This window comes from Rhodococcus sp. NPDC056506 (genome assembly GCF_042794945.1).
Classification (GTDB): Bacteria; Actinomycetota; Actinomycetes; order Mycobacteriales; family Mycobacteriaceae; genus Rhodococcus_F.
Genome location: NZ_JBHTSW010000047.1, coordinates 1 through 15,881 on the forward strand (window position 1 = coordinate 1; position 15,881 = coordinate 15,881).

Below are 15,881 nucleotides of genomic sequence, written 5' to 3' on the forward strand. Positions count from 1 at the left end.
GTGCACGGTGTCACGTCGTGGCTGCCGGTGCACCGTGACGGCCAGGTCGTCGGCTGGACCCTCGACTTCATGAGGCGACGCTCCGAAGGGTTCCGGCCCGCGATGGAGTTCCTCATCGCTTCTGCCGCACTGAAATTGGAGGAGGAGGGTGTCGAGTTCCTCAGTCTGTCCGGTGCACCGTTGGCAACAATCGCCGCCGACTCCACTACGGACGCAGCCGAACCTGCGGCCACGACCTTCTCGGCGATGATGGACAGCGTCCTCGATCTACTCGGTCGCACACTGGAACCGGTGTACGGCTTCCGATCGCTGCTGGCCTTCAAATCGAAGTTCCAACCCCGGTACGTGCCGATGCACATGACTTTTGCCGATCCGGCCGCGCTACCGAGCATCGGCAACGCGGTCGGGCGGGCGTATCTGCCGACCGTGTCGATCGGTCAGGGATTCAAACTCGTTCGGACGATTCTGGGTCGCTGATTCGCGATCTTCAGGCGGGCTTGGCCGGCCCGCCGACAGCGCCGAAGACGTGTCGGGTGCCGATCGGGACGATCAGGGGCCGATCCGAGACCGGATCGTCGATGACTGCAGCTTCGAGACCGAAGACCTCGAGCAGAAGTTCCGCGGAAATGATGTCCTTGGGGACGCCCGAAGCGACGACGGCGCCGTCGCGCATCACGATCAGATGATCGCTGTACCGGACTGCGAGATTGAGGTCGTGCAGAACCATCACCACGGTGCGCCCCATTTCCTCGTGGAGTTGATCCACCAGGTCGAGGACTTCCATCGAGTGCGCAAGGTCGAGGTACGTGGTGGGCTCGTCGAGGAGCAGGATGTCGGTTCCCTGGGCGAGAGCCATCGAGATCCAGGCCCGCTGACGTTGGCCGCCGGACAATTGATCGACCGGCCGATCCGCAAGGTCCGAGACTCCGGTCAGCTCGAGTGCTTCGGCGACCTCGCCCTCGTCGTCCGCAGACCACTGCCGAATCCACGACTGATGCGGGTGGCGTCCACGTGAGACCAGATCGGCGACGGTGAGCCCTTCAGGCGCTACCGGCGTCTGGGGGAGCATGCCGAGGACCCGCGCGACTTCCTTGGTCTTCATCGAACTGATCGCTTTGCCGTCGAGGATGACCGATCCGCCCTTGGGCTTGAGTAGACGGCCCAGCGCGCGGAGAAGTGTCGACTTGCCGCATCCGTTGGGTCCGATGACCGTCGTAATCACGCCGGTGGGGATCTCGAGATCGAGTCCGTCGACGATGATGCGATCCCCGTACCCGAGCGTCAGATTCTGCGCGACGAGACGCGAAGGAGCATCGGTGGACTGGGCGATGGTGGTCATGCTGTGACCTTCCGATTGTTACGAACCAACAGGTAGAGCAAGAACGGACCACCCAGTGCGGAAGTCACGATTCCGACGGGGAGTTCCACAGGCAGAATTGTTCGAGCGATGACGTCGCTGCCGACCACCAGTACAGCACCGGTCAGCGCAGAAGCCACGATGGGCGGGCCGGCAGAGCGCACCAGACGCATGGCGACCTGAGGCGCAGCCAGGGCGACAAAGCCGACCGGACCTGCTGCGGCGGTTGCGATGGCGGCCAGCGCCACGGCGGAGAGCAACAGTTTGGCCTGCGACGATTGCAAGCGAACACCGAGTGAGGTGGCGTTGTCGTCGCCCAACCGCAACGCTCCCATGGTGAACGAGGCGATCACCGCGTAGCCGCCGACCACCGCGACAGCGATGGCTACCGGCCACATCTGATTCCAGGTGGCACCGTTGAGCGAACCGTTGAGCCACACCTGTGCTCGGGAAGCATCGTTGATGTCCGCCGAGATGAGGAGCCATCCCGTCGCTGCCACGAGCATGGCGTTTATGCCGATGCCGATCAGGATGAGGCGGAACCCCTCTACGCCTTTACGCCATGCCAAGGCGTAAATCACCACTGCTGTCAGCAGTCCGCCACAGAGTGCCGCCAGCGGAATCCCCAGTGTGGCAAGCAGTCCCACGAACGACCCGCCACCGCCGAGCACGATGAGAGCAACTGCGGCAGCACTCGATCCGGCCGTGATTCCGAGGATGTCGGGGCTGGCGAGGGCGTTGCGAGCGATCGTCTGGGTGACCGCACCGGCAATGCCGAGTGCCATACCGATGAAGAGTGCGGTGAGCGAGCGAGGAAGTCGGAGGTCGAAGACGATCAGGTTCTGTGTCTTGCTTCCATTGCCGAGCAGGACGGAAATGACATCGGGGATCGAGATCGGATAGTCGCCGCGTCCGATGTTGATGCAGAGCAGAAGGAAGAGTGCGACCGCGAGTGCAATGCTCACCGACACCGCGAGTGGACGGTAGACGAGCGAGAATCCACCGATACGAATCGACTTACGGGAGGGGACGGTCCGGGGCAGTACCCGGAGTTCTTGCTTGAGCGTCACAGACTTGCCAACTTCCTGCGGCGTACGAGAGCGATGAAGAACGGAGCGCCGAAGAGGGCCAGGATGATTCCGACCTGCAACTCGCCGGGGCGCACGACCACGCGACCGATGATGTCCGCGGTGATCAGCATGACCGCACCGAGCAAGCCCGCGTACGGGACCAGCCATCGGTAGTCGGGTCCGGTGATGGCTCGGGCCACGTGGGGGACCACCAATCCGATGAACGCGATAGGTCCACACGCTGCAGTCGCGGCGCCGGTCAGCAGGGTGATCGCGATGATGCCGAGTGTGCGACTGAACGCGATGTTCGTTCCCAATGCTTTTGCGACGTCCTCACCCAGGCTCAGGACGTTGAGACCAGGCGTACTTGCCAGGGCGATGACCAAGCCGAGTATCAGGAAGGGGAGGACCTGCCAGAGAACGTCGAACCCGCGACCGGACACCGACCCGACTACCCAGAAACGGTAGGCGTCCAGGCTGGTCTGGTCGAGGATGATCACGGCATTGGTCATGGCTTGCAGGAAGAACGCGACGGCTGCGCCCGCCAGAGCCAAACTCAGAGGACTTGCGCCGCCGTTTCCAATGGAGGACAAGCCGAAGACGACGATGCTGGCGACGAACGATCCTGCAAACGCGAACCAGAGATACTGACTCGGTGCGGTGAAGCCGAAGAGATAGATCGCCATGACTACGAAGAACGCCGCGCCGGCGTTGAGGCCGAGCAGACCGGCATCTGCCAACGGGTTACGCGTGTGTCCTTGAATCAGGGCGCCGGCGATACCGAGTGCGATGCCGACAACAAGACCCAGGATGGTCCGAGGCGCACGCAACGTTCGCACGATGATGTCCGTCTGGGTGCCGTCCGAACTGAAGATGGCGTGGAAGATCTCGGCAAACGTCAGCGGCCGAGCGCCCACCGCGATGCTCGCGAGCATGACGAGCGCGAGAAGAACCGTGAGCACCGCGAGACCGATCAGCCGGCGTCGACGAGTTGCCCCGACGCTGTTGTCGCGCGCGAGTTCCTCGAACCCTTCTTCGCGCGCCGTGCTTTCACGCACCACCTCGATACCGGTTCGATCGAACGGCCTGCGCAGAGCCCGGCGAACACCGATGGGCTGCTTTGTCTTCGCGTCTCGCGTGACCAGGCCTACCCATCCCTTTCCCGAGGTCCGGCCCGTGGCACCTTCGCGGAATCCGAGGTTCCACACAAGGAGACCGACGGCAATGGCTATTGCCGTCCCACCGAATACGGCGCGGTCGGCTTCGCCGCCACCGTTCTCGTCTCGGAGCGACTGAACGATGTACCAGCCGACGAGCAACGGAAGCAGGAACACCCCCGCGTCGAAAATGCCAGCTAGAACACGCATTCGGACAGGAGCCGGGCCGCGCGGCACTATGCGCCGTCCGTACGTCTCGCTGGGTCCTCGGGGATGTCCGTTCCCGAGAGGTTTGATCATCGTCACTGGCGGTTCGAGCTCCTGGTCTTTGTGCGCAGGGAATTCGCATCTTAGGTTACGGAACCCTATGTGGGTGTGCTCCCCGCGGGGCAAGTTCCTGTGAATATGCGGTGCCCAGCGTCACAGTTCTTTCCTCTTGAATTATGGTGAGGCTAACCTACATTAAGAACCACAAGACAACTTCGGCCGATTGGAATGCACGGTGACAATCACCTTGACCACCCAGCATGCGGATGTTCGTGAATTCGAACTCCGGTCGAACGCATTGAGCCGCACCAGCGTTCGCCTACGAGCACTCAACCCTGACTATCCGCGTGTCTATGCGGTTGCCGCCATGGCGGGCGAAGGCAAACGGCGCTGGTGGCAGCTCAGTGAAGGCTTGTGTGGGGATCGGGTGCAACAGATGTTCGCCCGGTCACTTCAAGATCTCGACAGTGCTGAAGCTGCCGCGATACAGGTTGCGACGTCGCTCATTCATGCCGTGGTCGGCAGAGTTGCCGCATCCATCGTCTCCGAGGGGTCCGCCTGGGACCCGGGGCTCGAGAACCTGTTCATCCACATGGACAGCGACGGCGGAATCGATTGGGCAGGCGTAGTCGACGAAACGCTTCGTGTGGCACCCAACGGGCGAGAGTGCGGAAGTGACGGCGTCGTCGACATGCCGTGTGAAGAGGCGCTCCTCATCTGGACTGCGCACCGTTGCCTGACGTCGCTGCGCGCCATCTACGACGCCGTGGCCAGATGTGCGCCCGTCGACCAGTTCAGATTCTGGGGACTGGTGGGGGAGTCGATCCTGGGTGCAGCTGCTTATGTCCCCATCCTGGCCGGTGAAGGCGAATCGGTAGCGCAGCGCCGTGGACAGGGCCTGCTCGACGCCTTTGTCGCAGCCGGGTTGCCGGTTCGCGCGCGCCGCAAGGTCTCGCTGCGCCCTCGCTGGAACCAGTTCGACGAAGGGCTTGCTAAATTAGGTCAGCCTTGCCTATGATTGTGGAACACCTCGCGGAGAGTTACACACCGCGAGAGTGACGAAACTGCCGGACCGCGCCGGAGTCCTGAGGGCTGCAGAGACTCCCGGTCCTTCCCACGGCGGGTTTCACATCGATTGATGTGAAACCCGCCGGTTCTTTTTCCAGACCTGATTCCAAGCTCGAGTTACCTCTCGTGTAATCAAGTAGGGAGTGGCAGCCACACCGGCGCCGGAGAATCACAGATGGAGATGGCATGGTCGACACTGCTGAGACCGCAGAGATGATGAAACGGCTCGGAACGGGCTTCGACGCCACCATCGGCCTCGAATACACCGAACTGAGCCCAGATCGTGTGCGGGCGCAATGGACGGTCAAGCCCACGCTGCACCAGCCCGCGGGGATTCAGCACGGAGGCGTGTACTGCTCGGTGGTGGAGTCTCTCGCCAGCGTCGGTGGCACCGTGTGGCTGGGCGAGCGAGGTCACGTGGTCGGCGTCAACAACAACACCGACTTCCTGCGTGCAACGAGGGAAGGCACACTCACCGCAGAAGCCACCCCGATTCATCGTGGACGCACTCAGCAGCTCTGGGAGGTTCGCATCACCGACGAGAACGACAGACTCGTCTCCAAGGGACAGGTTCGCCTCGCGAACATCACCGAGGTGGCGAAGATCGGAAACTGAGAACACGGGAAAGGGTGGCAGTGGAGTTGAACTCCACTGCCACCCTTCGCCGTTCACTCAGGTACTGATCAGCCGGCAGCCTTCTGTTGCTTGCCTGCCGTCTTCTTCGACTCGCCGTTGGAAGCACTGCCGGACTCGGTCGCTTCCTTGTTCTTCTTCTCCAATTCGCCCATCGCGTTTCGCGCGAAGACCTGCTGCTCGGTGGACGCCATCTGAGCACGGCCACGCCCGAAGAACGTCACAGCCCATGACAAGAGCGTCGAGGCGCGCGAACGGAACCCGACCAAGTACAGAAGGTGAATTGCCAGCCAGGCAACCCATCCGATGAAGCCACTGATCTCGAGCTTGCCCACCTTGGCTACCGCGCTGAAGCGCGAGATCGTTGCCATGCTGCCCTTGTCGAAGTACTTGAACGGAACTCGCGCCGAGGGGGACTGACCATTCAGTTCCGCCTTGATCTGCTTGGCCGCGTACTTGCCGCCCTGCATGGCGACCTGAGCCAAACCGGGAAGCTTGTCGAGCGACATCATGTCGCCGATGACGAAGACATTAGGGTGTCCGGGAAGCGACAGGTCGGGATTGACCATCACGCGGCCGGCGCGGTCGGTTTCTCCGCCGCTCTGCTCTGCGAGCTGCTTGCCGAGAGGGCTCGCCTGAACTCCGGCAGACCACACCTTGCACTGCGACTCGATACGGCGAAGCGTGCCGTCCTTCTCCTTGATGATCAGACCGTCGTTGTCGACGTCGGTGACCATCGCGTCGAGCTGGATCTCTACGCCGAGCTTCTCGAGGGTCTCGGCTGCCTTACGGCTGAGCTTGCCGCCGTACACGGGCAGGACTGCAGGAGCGCCGTCCAGGAGCACAACACGTGCCTCACGCGGATCGATCTTGCGGAAAGCGCCGTCGAGCGTTCGGCGGGAAAGCTCGGCGATCTGTCCGGCCAACTCCACGCCGGTGGGGCCGGCGCCGACCACGACGAAGGTCAGCAAGCGCGCGCGCTCGGCAGGATCGTCCGACAGCTCAGCTTGTTCGAACGCGCCGAGGATACGTCCACGCAGTTCGAGGGCATCGTCGATTGTTTTCATGCCCGGGGCGAACTCTGCGAACTGATCGTTACCGAAGTACGACTGACCGGCACCTGCTGCCACGATCAGACTGTCGAATGGCGTTACCGTGACGCGTTCGAGCAGGCGCGAGGTCACAGTCCGGTTCTCGAGATCGATCGTCTCGACTTCACCGAGCAGTACCTGGGCGTTCTTCTGCTTACGCAGCACGAGCCTCGTAGCGGGAGCGATGTCCCCGACCGAGAGGATGCCGGTGGCAACCTGATAGAGGAGCGGCTGAAACAGATGGTGGGTTGTACGCGCGATCATCGTGATGTCGGCATCGGCTTTTTTGAGAGCCTGAGTGCCGAACAATCCTCCGAAGCCGGAACCGATCACCACTACGCGGTGGCGGTGCGGTTCAACCGACTGGATGCTCATTCCGTACTCCTCGAGTTCTAGGCGACAGTCCTACGGTAGTCCCACCGCGGCCGAGCTTCTCTGCGAGCAGGCCGTCGAACGCAGCAGGGTCCGAATCGATCAAGCGGCCTCGGAGGTGATCACTCCCGATGCGATCGGCTTCGCCGAACCGGGGGTGATCACCACTTTGTCGAGGTGTCGGCTACTGGCGGACCGACAAGATGAACAGTGCGATGCACCCGCCGACGAAAACCAGTATCGACAGGGCCACCGACGCGTACCCGACACCTACTCCAATTGCTGCCCAGTCCATGTGCCCAACCTCTCGTCTGCTGCGATCCGGGATTCAGATCACATTCACCTAGTGACATCACACCTCATCGATCCCCACTTTCGAAACCCGGCACGCCCAACCATTGACATGCAAGTAAGTGCTTGCATATTGTGAAGTTGTGGACGACCGGATGAATGCAGTGTTCAAAGCTCTTGCCGATCCGACACGGAGGCTTCTTCTGGATCGCTTGTTCATAGCCAACGGTCAGTCGCTCGGCGACCTGTGCGACAGCCTGGACATGAGTCGACAAGCTGTCACGCAACACCTCACAGCGCTCGAGGATGCAAATCTGATCAGCACGGTTCGGCAGGGGAGATCCAAGCTTCATTATCTCAATCCCGTTGCGCTCGAAGAAATTCGAGAGCGATGGATCAACAAGTTCGAGGTGCCGCGCCTGAACGCGCTCAGTACCGTCAAAAAACTCGCGGAGGAAGCCATGACCGACAAGCCCAGCTTTGTGTATGTCACCTACATCGCCAGCACAGCCGAGAACGTCTGGAAAGCACTCACGGATGCACAGGCCACTGCAGAGTATTGGGGACACAGCAACGTCTCCGATTGGCAGCCGGGATCGACGTGGGAGCATCGCCGGATCGACGGCTCGAACATCGCGGATGTAGTCGGCACCGTGGTCGAGAGCAACCCGCCGTCGAGGTTGGTTACCACCTGGGCCGATCCGAACGGTGAACCAGGCGTCGACATCTCGCGGGTGAGTTTTGACATCGAAGCCTTCGGCGCGATCGTGCGCCTGACCGTCAAGCACACCGATTTGGCGGACGAATCGGCTCGCATGGAGGTAGCGGGCGGATGGTCGGCGGTGCTGTCGAACCTGAAGTCCTATCTCGAGACCGGAAACACGCTTCCGGTGGCGCCGTGGGAGATGCCGGTCGGTTGACGGTTGTCGACCACGACAAACGTGTCCCCTGAACAGGAGGAGTTCGCCGTACTTCGGCCCGAATTGTCGGCACGATCCGGTCTCAAATTCGCAAAAAGCCCAAATTCCGGCGCGTTCAGTCTGTAAAGTTGCCAGTTGGATGCTAGCGTTTGCCCCGACATCGGGTGAGGACGACCTCGTCTCGGACGCATGGGAGAAACGCTATGGGCGGCGACGCTTTTCAGAATGTTCCGGTTGATCGGCGCAAGTTCGTCAAGACAGTTCTAGCGGCCTCGGCGGTAACTGTGCCGGTCGTGACGTCGATCAGCCTCGGTGGTGCGGCGCCGGCCTTCGCAGCCGGTGACACGCCGAATCTTTCCGGAGCGCCTAGTCGTGGCCAGCAGAATCCGAATCAACCAGGCGGTGAACAACCGGGCGGGAACCAACCCGGAGGCAATACTCCGGGAGGGAACCAGCCGGGCGGAAACGAGCCGGGCAACCCCGGATCGTCGGGAAGTTCAGGATCGTCGGGAAGTTCGGGGTCCTCGGGTAGTTCTGGTAGTACCGGGAGTTCGGGATCAACTGGTAGCTCTTCAGGTTCGGGTGGAACGACGACCGCAAAGCCCACTGGGCCCACTGGGCCGACTGAGCCGACAGAGCCGACCGTCCCGACTGTGCCAACGGTGCCGACCACTCGCACCGAGCCGACCCTTCCGACCGTCCCGACTCTGCCGACGAATCCCACAGAACCCACGTAACCGACACAACGAAATTGGTTCCGAGTGAGCACACGACGATGACAGAGTTCGACGTCGCGCTACACCGCGCTCTGAAGAAGCTTCAGAGCGCGGGCCCAGTCCAGGTGAGGGAGACGCCGCCGCACGGAGAACCGGCTGATCTGACTATCGCAATCGCGACCTACGACGATTTCGACGGGGCGTACTTCACGATTCATTCGATCCTGGTCCATCATCGCGAAATTCTGGACAGAGTCGAATTCGTCTTGTTGGACAACAACCCCGAAGGGTTGCCGGCACCGATGCTCGAATCGTTTGCCGGTTACATCGATCGATTCCGCTACATTCCGTTCACCGACGTTCGATCCACCGCAGTGCGGGATGTCCTGTTCCGCAAGGCAACCGGGAAGTATGTCCTGGTCCTCGACTCCCATGTGATCCTGGCACCGGGATCGTTGTCGGCGTTGTTGGCCTATTTCGATGCGAATCCGGAAACCGACGATCTGATTCAGGGACCGATGCTCTCCCAGGATTCCTCGCATATCGCGGCCACCCACATGGACCCACAATGGCGCAACGGAATGTTCGGCTCCTGGGGTGTTGATCCGCGCGCGAAGCAACACCCCGACGTGCCTTTCGAAATTGTCATGCAGGGCCTCGGCTCATTTGCCTGCAGGCGTGAGGCGTGGCCCGGATTGAACTCGCATTTCACCGGATTCGGAGGTGAAGAGGGGTACATCCACGAGAAGTTCCGAATCAACGGCGGCAAAGTCGTCTGCCTTCCGGCATTCGGTTGGCACCATCGATTCGAACGCCCGGCGGGTGTCCCGTATCGAATAAATTGGGAAGATCGCGTTCACAATTACCTGCTCGGTTGGAGTGAAGTCGGTTGGGACCTCGACTCACTCCATCGTCAGTTCTCCAGGTACCTCGGTGATTCGTATCCTGAGATTCGCCGCCGTGCCGAACTGAGCGTCCAGCGACCGGAACTGGCCTTCGGTGGGGTGATCGTTCTCAGCGATGACAGCCGAGTCGCTCCGTGGCGTTCGTGCTTGGCGGAGGCCGAGTCCATCGAACTGACCGTTCACCGTGCCATTCCGTCTCGAGAGGACGGTCCGGAAGTGTGGAGGACGGCGTCCGCGTTGCTCGCCGGAATCGACAAGGCAATTCTGCTGGGCTGGAAGTCGGTGGTTTTCCTTGACGAGGCTCGCGTGATCGAACCCGCCCTTGCGTACAAACTGCGGAACATAACCGACGACCTCCCCGCTGAGGCCGATACGGCCGTTATCCACGCACACGGCGACACCTTGGCCGGGGCAGCACTGATCGTTCGAGCGGCGGCGTACCGAACTTTGCGTGACGAACTTTCTCGCAACATCGACGGACCCGTACCCTCCGACTTTTCACTGGCGGCGTATCTGCTCGAGCGGGGCGCAGTCGACGTTGTGCTCGATCGTCCCCTGTCGCCCGCCCGGTCAGTGGGAGAACATGACTCGGATATCGAGGATTCGAACTCGGAACTCGGCGTTGTCGTCGTGAATCTCGACCTCGACATCGACAGATGGAAGGCGTCCTGGCATAGATTCATTCGCCTGCCGGGCGTAGCCGCGGTGGAGAGGGTCTCAGCTTTCGAGGACGTGATGAATCAGGAAGCGGCCTTTGCCGTCTCGTGGCGTCGCGCGGTCTCTCGGGCGACCGAGAAGGGCTGGGATTCGGTCCTCATCGCTGCTGACGACGTGAGTTTGCTCGATGCGGCTACCTCGATCCTGGACCATGCCCGCGAAGAGCTCGATCACCGCGATTGGGATGTCGTCCAACTAGGACACGACCCGAAATCGAGGGACGGAGCTCTGCTCGACGGTTCGGCACTCTTGCGCACCAGCCCCGAGAACCGTGGTGTCCACGCCGTTCTCGTCCATTCGCGCGCCTTCGAGCGAATTCTCGACGAGATTGCGGATCCGGAGTCAGATCCCGAAGCATTCGGAAAATGGGCGGGTCACTACCGAACTCTGGGCGACTACCTGGTGGATGCGAGTGCCGGGGGAGCGCTCACGTGCCTGACGGTGGCACCCGGAATCGCCTCCACACGCAGTCTGATTCGTTCGGGTGCAATCGAATCCGAATACTCACGACGCTTCGCGCTGTGAGACCACCACCAAAACGAAAATCGGATTCGCTGAATCAAGGAGATATCTTGACCGAACTACTCGAAGATGTGAGACCGCAACGCTCTCAGACGGTGGAGAGCAACGATCTCACCGACGGGGTTGTGCTGTACGACAGTTCCAGCGAGGTTGCCCATCACCTCAACCCGGTCGCGACGTTGGTGTGGGAACTGTGTGACGGCCGGACCGTCAGCGAGATCGTCCAGGCTGTGGCAGAGGTGCTCGAGATCCCTGGCCACGACGCGGAGTCGGTAGTCACCGAGACGTACGGACAGCTGAGCACCTCGCGTCTGCTGGTGTGAGAATTCCGTGATCGGGAACGACGTACTGCAATTCCGGGCGCACTATCTGTGGGTTGACGCGATTGTGCGCGGTTTCGGCATACCAGAGGTCGGCGTCGTCGAGCATCGGATTGCCAGCCCCTGGCCTGCGGACAACAACGTCGACGTTCGGATTCAGCGGAATCGAGCGACATTCGGTCGCTGGGACGTCACCATCGAATCTTCCATCGGTGGGGGCAATGAAATGCTGGTCGGTCTGGACGGTCTACTTCTCGCGGAGAGCGTGTATCGGACGGTGCACCGGGATGTCATGACAGCCGCACAGGCCCAACAGTGGACACGCTTGCACGCCGCTCTGGTCGACTGCGACGGTGTGAGAGTGGCGATCGCCGGGCATTCCGGGGCGGGCAAGACCACCTTGGCGCTCGCCCTTGCCCTGCGGGGTGCACAATTGCGTGCTGACGAAGGCGTCTTCATTCGTGGTACCGACGCTGTGGGCCTACCGCGGCGGGTTCACCTCAAAGCCGGTACGTTCGACGTCCTCCCGGAGATCAAAGCGCACGATTCGCTGTATCTTCCGTACGCCCCGCCGGTGTGGGCATTGGACCCGTCAACCTTGCCGGCTGAACCGAACGGCGACTCGGCGGTTCGCGGAATCGACCTGGTGCTGATCCTCGCTGGGTGGGACGAGGGTCCGACTCGACTCGCTCCGATGCCCGCACCCCAGGCGATACAGTCGCTGGCCGAGCAATCCGCGTTGTGGTCCGACAATCACGGACTGACCCTGAGAAACATCGCTGCCCTACTCTCGAATGCCCCGTGCTACAGACTGATTCGGCACCACGGCGACACCGGCGCGGACACTGTGGAGGAACTGGTGGCGTCATGCGTGACACCCGGTATCTGATTTCCATGTTGGAACCCGAGTGTGGGGCCGATGTCATCCGCTTGTGTTCACAGCAGGATTGGCCCAGAGTCATCGACGCCGCTGCCAGGCACAAGGTGTTGCCGCTGCTCGCCTCCCGAGCAGTCGAGGCCGGCTTCGCATCGGTCCTGACTGCGAGCTTCGCGGAAATGCTGTCGGAATCCTCGGCCACCGCATCGAGTCCGGAATTGACGCTGAGCCTTGTCCATCACCGAAACACCATTCGGATCTCGGACCTCGACGCACAGCGAGTGGAACTGCAAGAGTTGTTACACAGCAACGGATTTCCGACGGTTGCGCTGAAGGGTGCCGCCCTTCTCGAGCGAAGTGTCTGGCCGAACCCGGCAGCACGACGGATGACGGACATCGACCTCTTGGTCGTCGACCCTGCACACGCCGTTCCGGCCAACGAAGCGATCCTCGATTTCGGCTATCGAATGGTCCGCCCGGACGAAGTGGACTCCGACGCCATCGATCACGACGATCATCAGGAGCCGGCACTACTTCGCGACGACCGTCATGGCTCCGTCGAAATCCATTCGCACTTGCTTCCGCGGTTCGCCCGTCACGCACTGACCCGAGAGGCCGCGGTCCGAGGAATCAGCGCAGAGGCGAAAGGATCCCGGCTTGCGATTGCCGACGTGACACTGCACGTCATCGCTCACGCGCGGCTGGCTGATCGGGCCTTGATTCGAGCCGATTTGTCGATGAACAGCGTTTTCGACGTGGGGTACCTGCTCGCTTCCGAACCGGCACTTGCTGTGACGCTATCTCGGCGCCAGTTGCCACGCGATGTCCGTCGGGCGGTGAACGTCCACTGGGCCGCCGTGGAATCGATCTTCGGCGTGAGCACCGGAGTGAGCACCACCTCCGCGCGTTGGTGGTGGCAATGGACGTTGTGGTTGGCCGATCGCCCACGTCTGCACTCGCTCTACCGCGACCTGGTCATGGTGCCGCTCTTTCTCGACCGTGATCGGCTCTCGATCCGGGACGGGCGGGACCTACGGGGATGGGCCTTGGCGCGCGCACGCGTGTCTCACTTCGTCCGTCGTGCGAGGACTGCTGTCGAAGATGCCGGGGGAGCAGCATGAAAGTCCTGATCACCGGTGGAGCGGGATTCATCGGAAGCACCGTGGCGTCGAAGTGCGTCGACGCCGGGATCGATGTCGTGATCCTCGACAACCTGCTGACAGGCCGTGCCGAATTCGCCCATCGATTCCCGTTCTACTGTGGCGACATTGCGGACGAGAAACTACTCGACAAGATATTCACCGACCATCCCGATATCGGTGCCACAGTTCATTGTGCTGCTCTGATCGTGGTCGGAGATTCCGTCAGTAGCCCGGCGCGGTACTACGAGAACAACGTCTCCAAATCACTGGCGCTGGTTTCGAGTGTCCTTCGGAACGGGTGTGGGCGCTTCGTATTCAGTTCCTCTGCCGCGGTGTACGCGCCGGGCGAGGGCGGGTGTGTCGACGAATCCTCGCCGATCGAACCGCAGAGTCCCTACGCGCACAGCAAAGCTCAGTTCGAAACCATGCTCGACGACATCGTGGCAGCAACAGATTTGTCGGCGATATCCCTCCGATACTTCAATCCGGTCGGAGCAGATCCGGAACTGCGAAGCGGAACACCATCGGCACGCCCGACGCACGCACTCGGAAAGCTCTTCGAATCATATTCGACAGGAACACCTTTCAAAGTGACCGGGACGGATTGGCCGACGCGCGACGGGTCCGGAGTGCGTGATTACGTTCATGTCTGGGACCTTGCAGATGCTCATGTTCGAGCACTGCAACGGTTCGACCGGATCACCGCCGATTCATCGGGAATGACTGTCGTCAATCTGGGCAGTGGGCGGGGGACCACTGTGTGGGAGCTGGTTCGCACGTTCGAGAATGTGCTCGGTGAAGATATCGACGTGGTCGTTGCCGACCGACGCACCGGTGACACTGCCGGCGCTTATGCGTCGAACGACCGTGCGTTGCGACTACTCGGGTGGGTTCCGACATTCACCCTGGAACAGGGGATCGAGGACACCGCACGGTGGCTGGCCGTGCGGTCGCACTTACTGAATTCGGTGTCGCCGAACGTCAGCCTGTCGGGTCGTCGTCGAGGGTGATGTTGTTGCTACGTAGCCAGAAGGTGGTGTCGGGATTCCACCCGGCGAGCACGGTGGCACCAGAGTTGGCCGACAGCGGTATCGCGATGCCTGGAGTGGTCAGGTACGCCATCATCGTCAGGTGGACGGCGTCGTAGTCGTCGGCCACCGAGACCCAATCCGGGATGAACCAGTTGCGGAATTCACCGGTCGTGTCGTACCACACGGAGCGACGTGAAGCGGGCACTGCCAGGGGATAGGTGTCGACCAGTTTCGCCCAGTCCGATGGACCGGCGATTTCATAGATGCGGGGCGTGCCATGGATCCTTACAGGCTGCACCCGAGCCTCGTTCGACGAGCTGTCTTCTTCGAGAAACACTCCGAGGGCTCCGATACCGTCGCGAGCCCTGGTCGTTTCAGTTGTGCCGTTGGCAAATGGGGTGGACCACCATTCGCCTCCGATATGACGGTCCGGATCTGCGTTCTGATACTCCAGAAACTGACGTTCGGTATCGAGCGCCTCAGCGCGCCACTGTTCAAGGCCGTCTTCCGTACGGTAAATCCGCAAGGGTAAGTCCGACCAGCCGTAGATGGGATTTCGCTTCTCAACCAGATGCTGGTTCAGGAGGTCAATCGGCTCGGTCCACCAGGCAGAGTGTGGCGAGCCGAGAAGGGTCCGGGCGATCGGGTGTAATGCCGCAATGACCGCGGGGCGCACGAAGATCAAGTCTTCCTCGTCGGGCGGCTCCCAATAGCGTGCACAATCCACGGCATACGCGAGACAGTGCAGAATCTCGAGTTCCGACATTTCGGTGATTGCTCGGACGTCAACAGCGTCGAGTACTTCGAGCGCATGTTCGGTCGATTGAGGCCAATGTCTACCGGAGCGTGCGGCGGCGTGGCTCGCGTACCCGACGTTCGCGCAGAACCGACGACCACGCGGTGAGCCGAGGACAAGCGCCACAGAATCCATGTGGGTAAAGCTAGCGGACGAGCTGACGGGGGACGTTCGAATATCCACTACTTGACATAATGTAGATTATCGGCAAATTGTCGACCTGGCGATATTCGGCCTATGTGCCGTTTCTTGCATTCGTCTTCGACGTCGCCCACTCATGTCGATCTGTCGGTTTCATCTGCCGTCTGTTCACACATTTCCGTCCGAGATCACAGTCTGCCTTGGGCTGACTTGATCTGATCATTGCGACTCGACTGTCGCCGGCCGAGTTGCCGGCGATCGCCATCTGGCCTTGCCGGCGACTGCGGCCGCGCCGAGTGGCCTAGTTGCTCACGAAGCAAGATCGTCCAATAAGCGCTCTGATGTGGATTGATGTTGATGAATGCGGCTCGCCCACTTCCAGCCACCCGCCCTTAATTCGTCACTGTGACGTATTTAGGGCGACAGGCTGGACGCGAGTGCAGTTCCATTGTCATTGCCACGGACTACTATCGCCGCATGTGTTGTAT

The 15,881-nt window shown here is 61.3% G+C and carries 14 protein-coding genes; 9 read left to right on the top strand and 5 right to left on the bottom strand.

The window, feature by feature from the left end; translation table 11 throughout:
- The coding region (locus tag ACFQ6H_RS25740) for a phosphatidylglycerol lysyltransferase domain-containing protein (RefSeq protein WP_378649408.1) at window positions 1–477 on the top strand (477 nt) is incomplete at its 5' end.
- A 10-nt stretch (window positions 478–487) separates the two neighbouring features.
- Here the strand turns inward: ACFQ6H_RS25740 and ACFQ6H_RS25745 are convergent.
- Genes ACFQ6H_RS25745 through ACFQ6H_RS25755 form a run of 3 tightly spaced genes read right to left on the bottom strand, consistent with a single transcriptional unit; the run spans window position 488 to window position 3,884 of the window.
- Complete coding sequence (locus tag ACFQ6H_RS25745; protein ID WP_020907760.1) at window positions 488–1,339, bottom strand: ABC transporter ATP-binding protein; 852 nt, start codon at window positions 1,337–1,339, stop codon at window positions 488–490.
- Window positions 1,336–2,427, bottom strand: a complete 1,092-nt coding sequence (locus tag ACFQ6H_RS25750; protein WP_230815623.1) for an iron chelate uptake ABC transporter family permease subunit — start codon at window positions 2,425–2,427, stop codon at window positions 1,336–1,338. The genes ACFQ6H_RS25745 and ACFQ6H_RS25750 overlap by 4 nt, the downstream gene beginning before the upstream one ends.
- Window positions 2,424–3,884 carry an iron ABC transporter permease gene (locus ACFQ6H_RS25755; RefSeq protein ID WP_230815749.1) on the bottom strand — a complete coding sequence of 487 codons (1,461 nt, stop codon included), beginning with the start codon at window positions 3,882–3,884 and terminating at the stop codon, window positions 2,424–2,426. The genes ACFQ6H_RS25750 and ACFQ6H_RS25755 overlap by 4 nt, the downstream gene beginning before the upstream one ends.
- Window positions 3,885–4,086: 202 nt before the next feature.
- On the opposite strand from ACFQ6H_RS25755, the gene ACFQ6H_RS25760 reads away from it, so the two are divergent.
- Both ACFQ6H_RS25760 and ACFQ6H_RS25765 read left to right on the top strand, forming a co-directional pair.
- Window positions 4,087–4,869, top strand: coding sequence for a hypothetical protein (locus ACFQ6H_RS25760; protein ID WP_378544190.1), 783 nt, complete (start codon window positions 4,087–4,089; stop codon window positions 4,867–4,869).
- Between the two features lie 236 nt (window positions 4,870–5,105).
- Window positions 5,106–5,534: a PaaI family thioesterase gene (locus tag ACFQ6H_RS25765; RefSeq protein ID WP_003945020.1), complete on the top strand. Its 429-nt coding sequence runs from the start codon at window positions 5,106–5,108 to the stop codon at window positions 5,532–5,534.
- A gap of 68 nt (window positions 5,535–5,602) precedes the next feature.
- Here the strand turns inward: ACFQ6H_RS25765 and ACFQ6H_RS25770 are convergent, their stop codons facing one another.
- On the bottom strand, window positions 5,603–7,018 hold the full coding sequence (locus ACFQ6H_RS25770) for an NAD(P)/FAD-dependent oxidoreductase (protein ID WP_378533029.1): 1,416 nt from the start codon (window positions 7,016–7,018) through the stop codon (window positions 5,603–5,605).
- A gap of 443 nt (window positions 7,019–7,461) precedes the next feature.
- Between ACFQ6H_RS25770 and ACFQ6H_RS25775 the strand changes: the two genes are divergently transcribed.
- The 6 genes from ACFQ6H_RS25775 (at window position 7,462) to galE (ending at window position 14,435) form a co-directional block, all read left to right on the top strand.
- Entirely contained in the window at window positions 7,462–8,226 is a 765-nt protein-coding gene (locus tag ACFQ6H_RS25775; RefSeq protein WP_378630141.1) for an ArsR/SmtB family transcription factor, read from the top strand.
- A gap of 775 nt (window positions 8,227–9,001) precedes the next feature.
- Entirely contained in the window at window positions 9,002–11,089 is a 2,088-nt protein-coding gene (locus ACFQ6H_RS25780; RefSeq protein WP_378649410.1) for a glycosyltransferase, read from the top strand.
- A 47-nt stretch (window positions 11,090–11,136) separates the two neighbouring features.
- Window positions 11,137–11,409, top strand: a complete 273-nt coding sequence (locus ACFQ6H_RS25785; RefSeq protein WP_378649412.1) for a PqqD family protein — start codon at window positions 11,137–11,139, stop codon at window positions 11,407–11,409.
- A 7-nt stretch (window positions 11,410–11,416) separates the two neighbouring features.
- A complete protein-coding gene (locus ACFQ6H_RS25790) occupies window positions 11,417–12,295 on the top strand; it encodes a hypothetical protein (RefSeq protein ID WP_378649414.1) in 879 nt (292 codons plus the stop codon).
- The gene (locus tag ACFQ6H_RS25795) at window positions 12,274–13,404 is read left to right on the top strand and encodes a nucleotidyltransferase family protein (RefSeq protein ID WP_378649416.1); all 1,131 of its coding nucleotides are present in this window, start codon (window positions 12,274–12,276) and stop codon (window positions 13,402–13,404) included. Before ACFQ6H_RS25790 ends, ACFQ6H_RS25795 begins: the two co-directional genes overlap by 22 nt.
- Window positions 13,401–14,435, top strand: a complete 1,035-nt coding sequence (gene galE / locus ACFQ6H_RS25800; protein ID WP_378649418.1) for a UDP-glucose 4-epimerase GalE — start codon at window positions 13,401–13,403, stop codon at window positions 14,433–14,435. Before ACFQ6H_RS25795 ends, galE begins: the two co-directional genes overlap by 4 nt.
- Here the strand turns inward: galE and ACFQ6H_RS25805 are convergent.
- Window positions 14,407–15,387 (bottom strand): hypothetical protein, encoded by a 981-nt coding sequence (locus tag ACFQ6H_RS25805; RefSeq protein ID WP_378649420.1) that lies wholly within the window; start codon window positions 15,385–15,387, stop codon window positions 14,407–14,409. The two genes, galE and ACFQ6H_RS25805, sit on opposite strands and share 29 nt — an antisense overlap.
- Window positions 15,388–15,881: the final 494 nt, after the last annotated feature.

Coding starts and splice junctions, on each gene's coding strand:
- ACFQ6H_RS25745 (WP_020907760.1), bottom strand. CDS start 1,339: ATGACCACCATCGCCCAGTCCACCGATGCTCCTTCGCGTCTCGTCGCG.
- ACFQ6H_RS25765 (WP_003945020.1), top strand. CDS start 5,106: ATGGTCGACACTGCTGAGACCGCAGAGATGATGAAACGGCTCGGAACG.
- ACFQ6H_RS25755 (WP_230815749.1), bottom strand. CDS start 3,884: ATGATCAAACCTCTCGGGAACGGACATCCCCGAGGACCCAGCGAGACG.
- ACFQ6H_RS25780 (WP_378649410.1), top strand. CDS start 9,002: ATGACAGAGTTCGACGTCGCGCTACACCGCGCTCTGAAGAAGCTTCAG.
- ACFQ6H_RS25770 (WP_378533029.1), bottom strand. CDS start 7,018: ATGAGCATCCAGTCGGTTGAACCGCACCGCCACCGCGTAGTGGTGATC.
- ACFQ6H_RS25795 (WP_378649416.1), top strand. CDS start 12,274: ATGCGTGACACCCGGTATCTGATTTCCATGTTGGAACCCGAGTGTGGG.
- galE (WP_378649418.1), top strand. CDS start 13,401: ATGAAAGTCCTGATCACCGGTGGAGCGGGATTCATCGGAAGCACCGTG.
- ACFQ6H_RS25805 (WP_378649420.1), bottom strand. CDS start 15,387: ATGGATTCTGTGGCGCTTGTCCTCGGCTCACCGCGTGGTCGTCGGTTC.
- ACFQ6H_RS25775 (WP_378630141.1), top strand. CDS start 7,462: ATGAATGCAGTGTTCAAAGCTCTTGCCGATCCGACACGGAGGCTTCTT.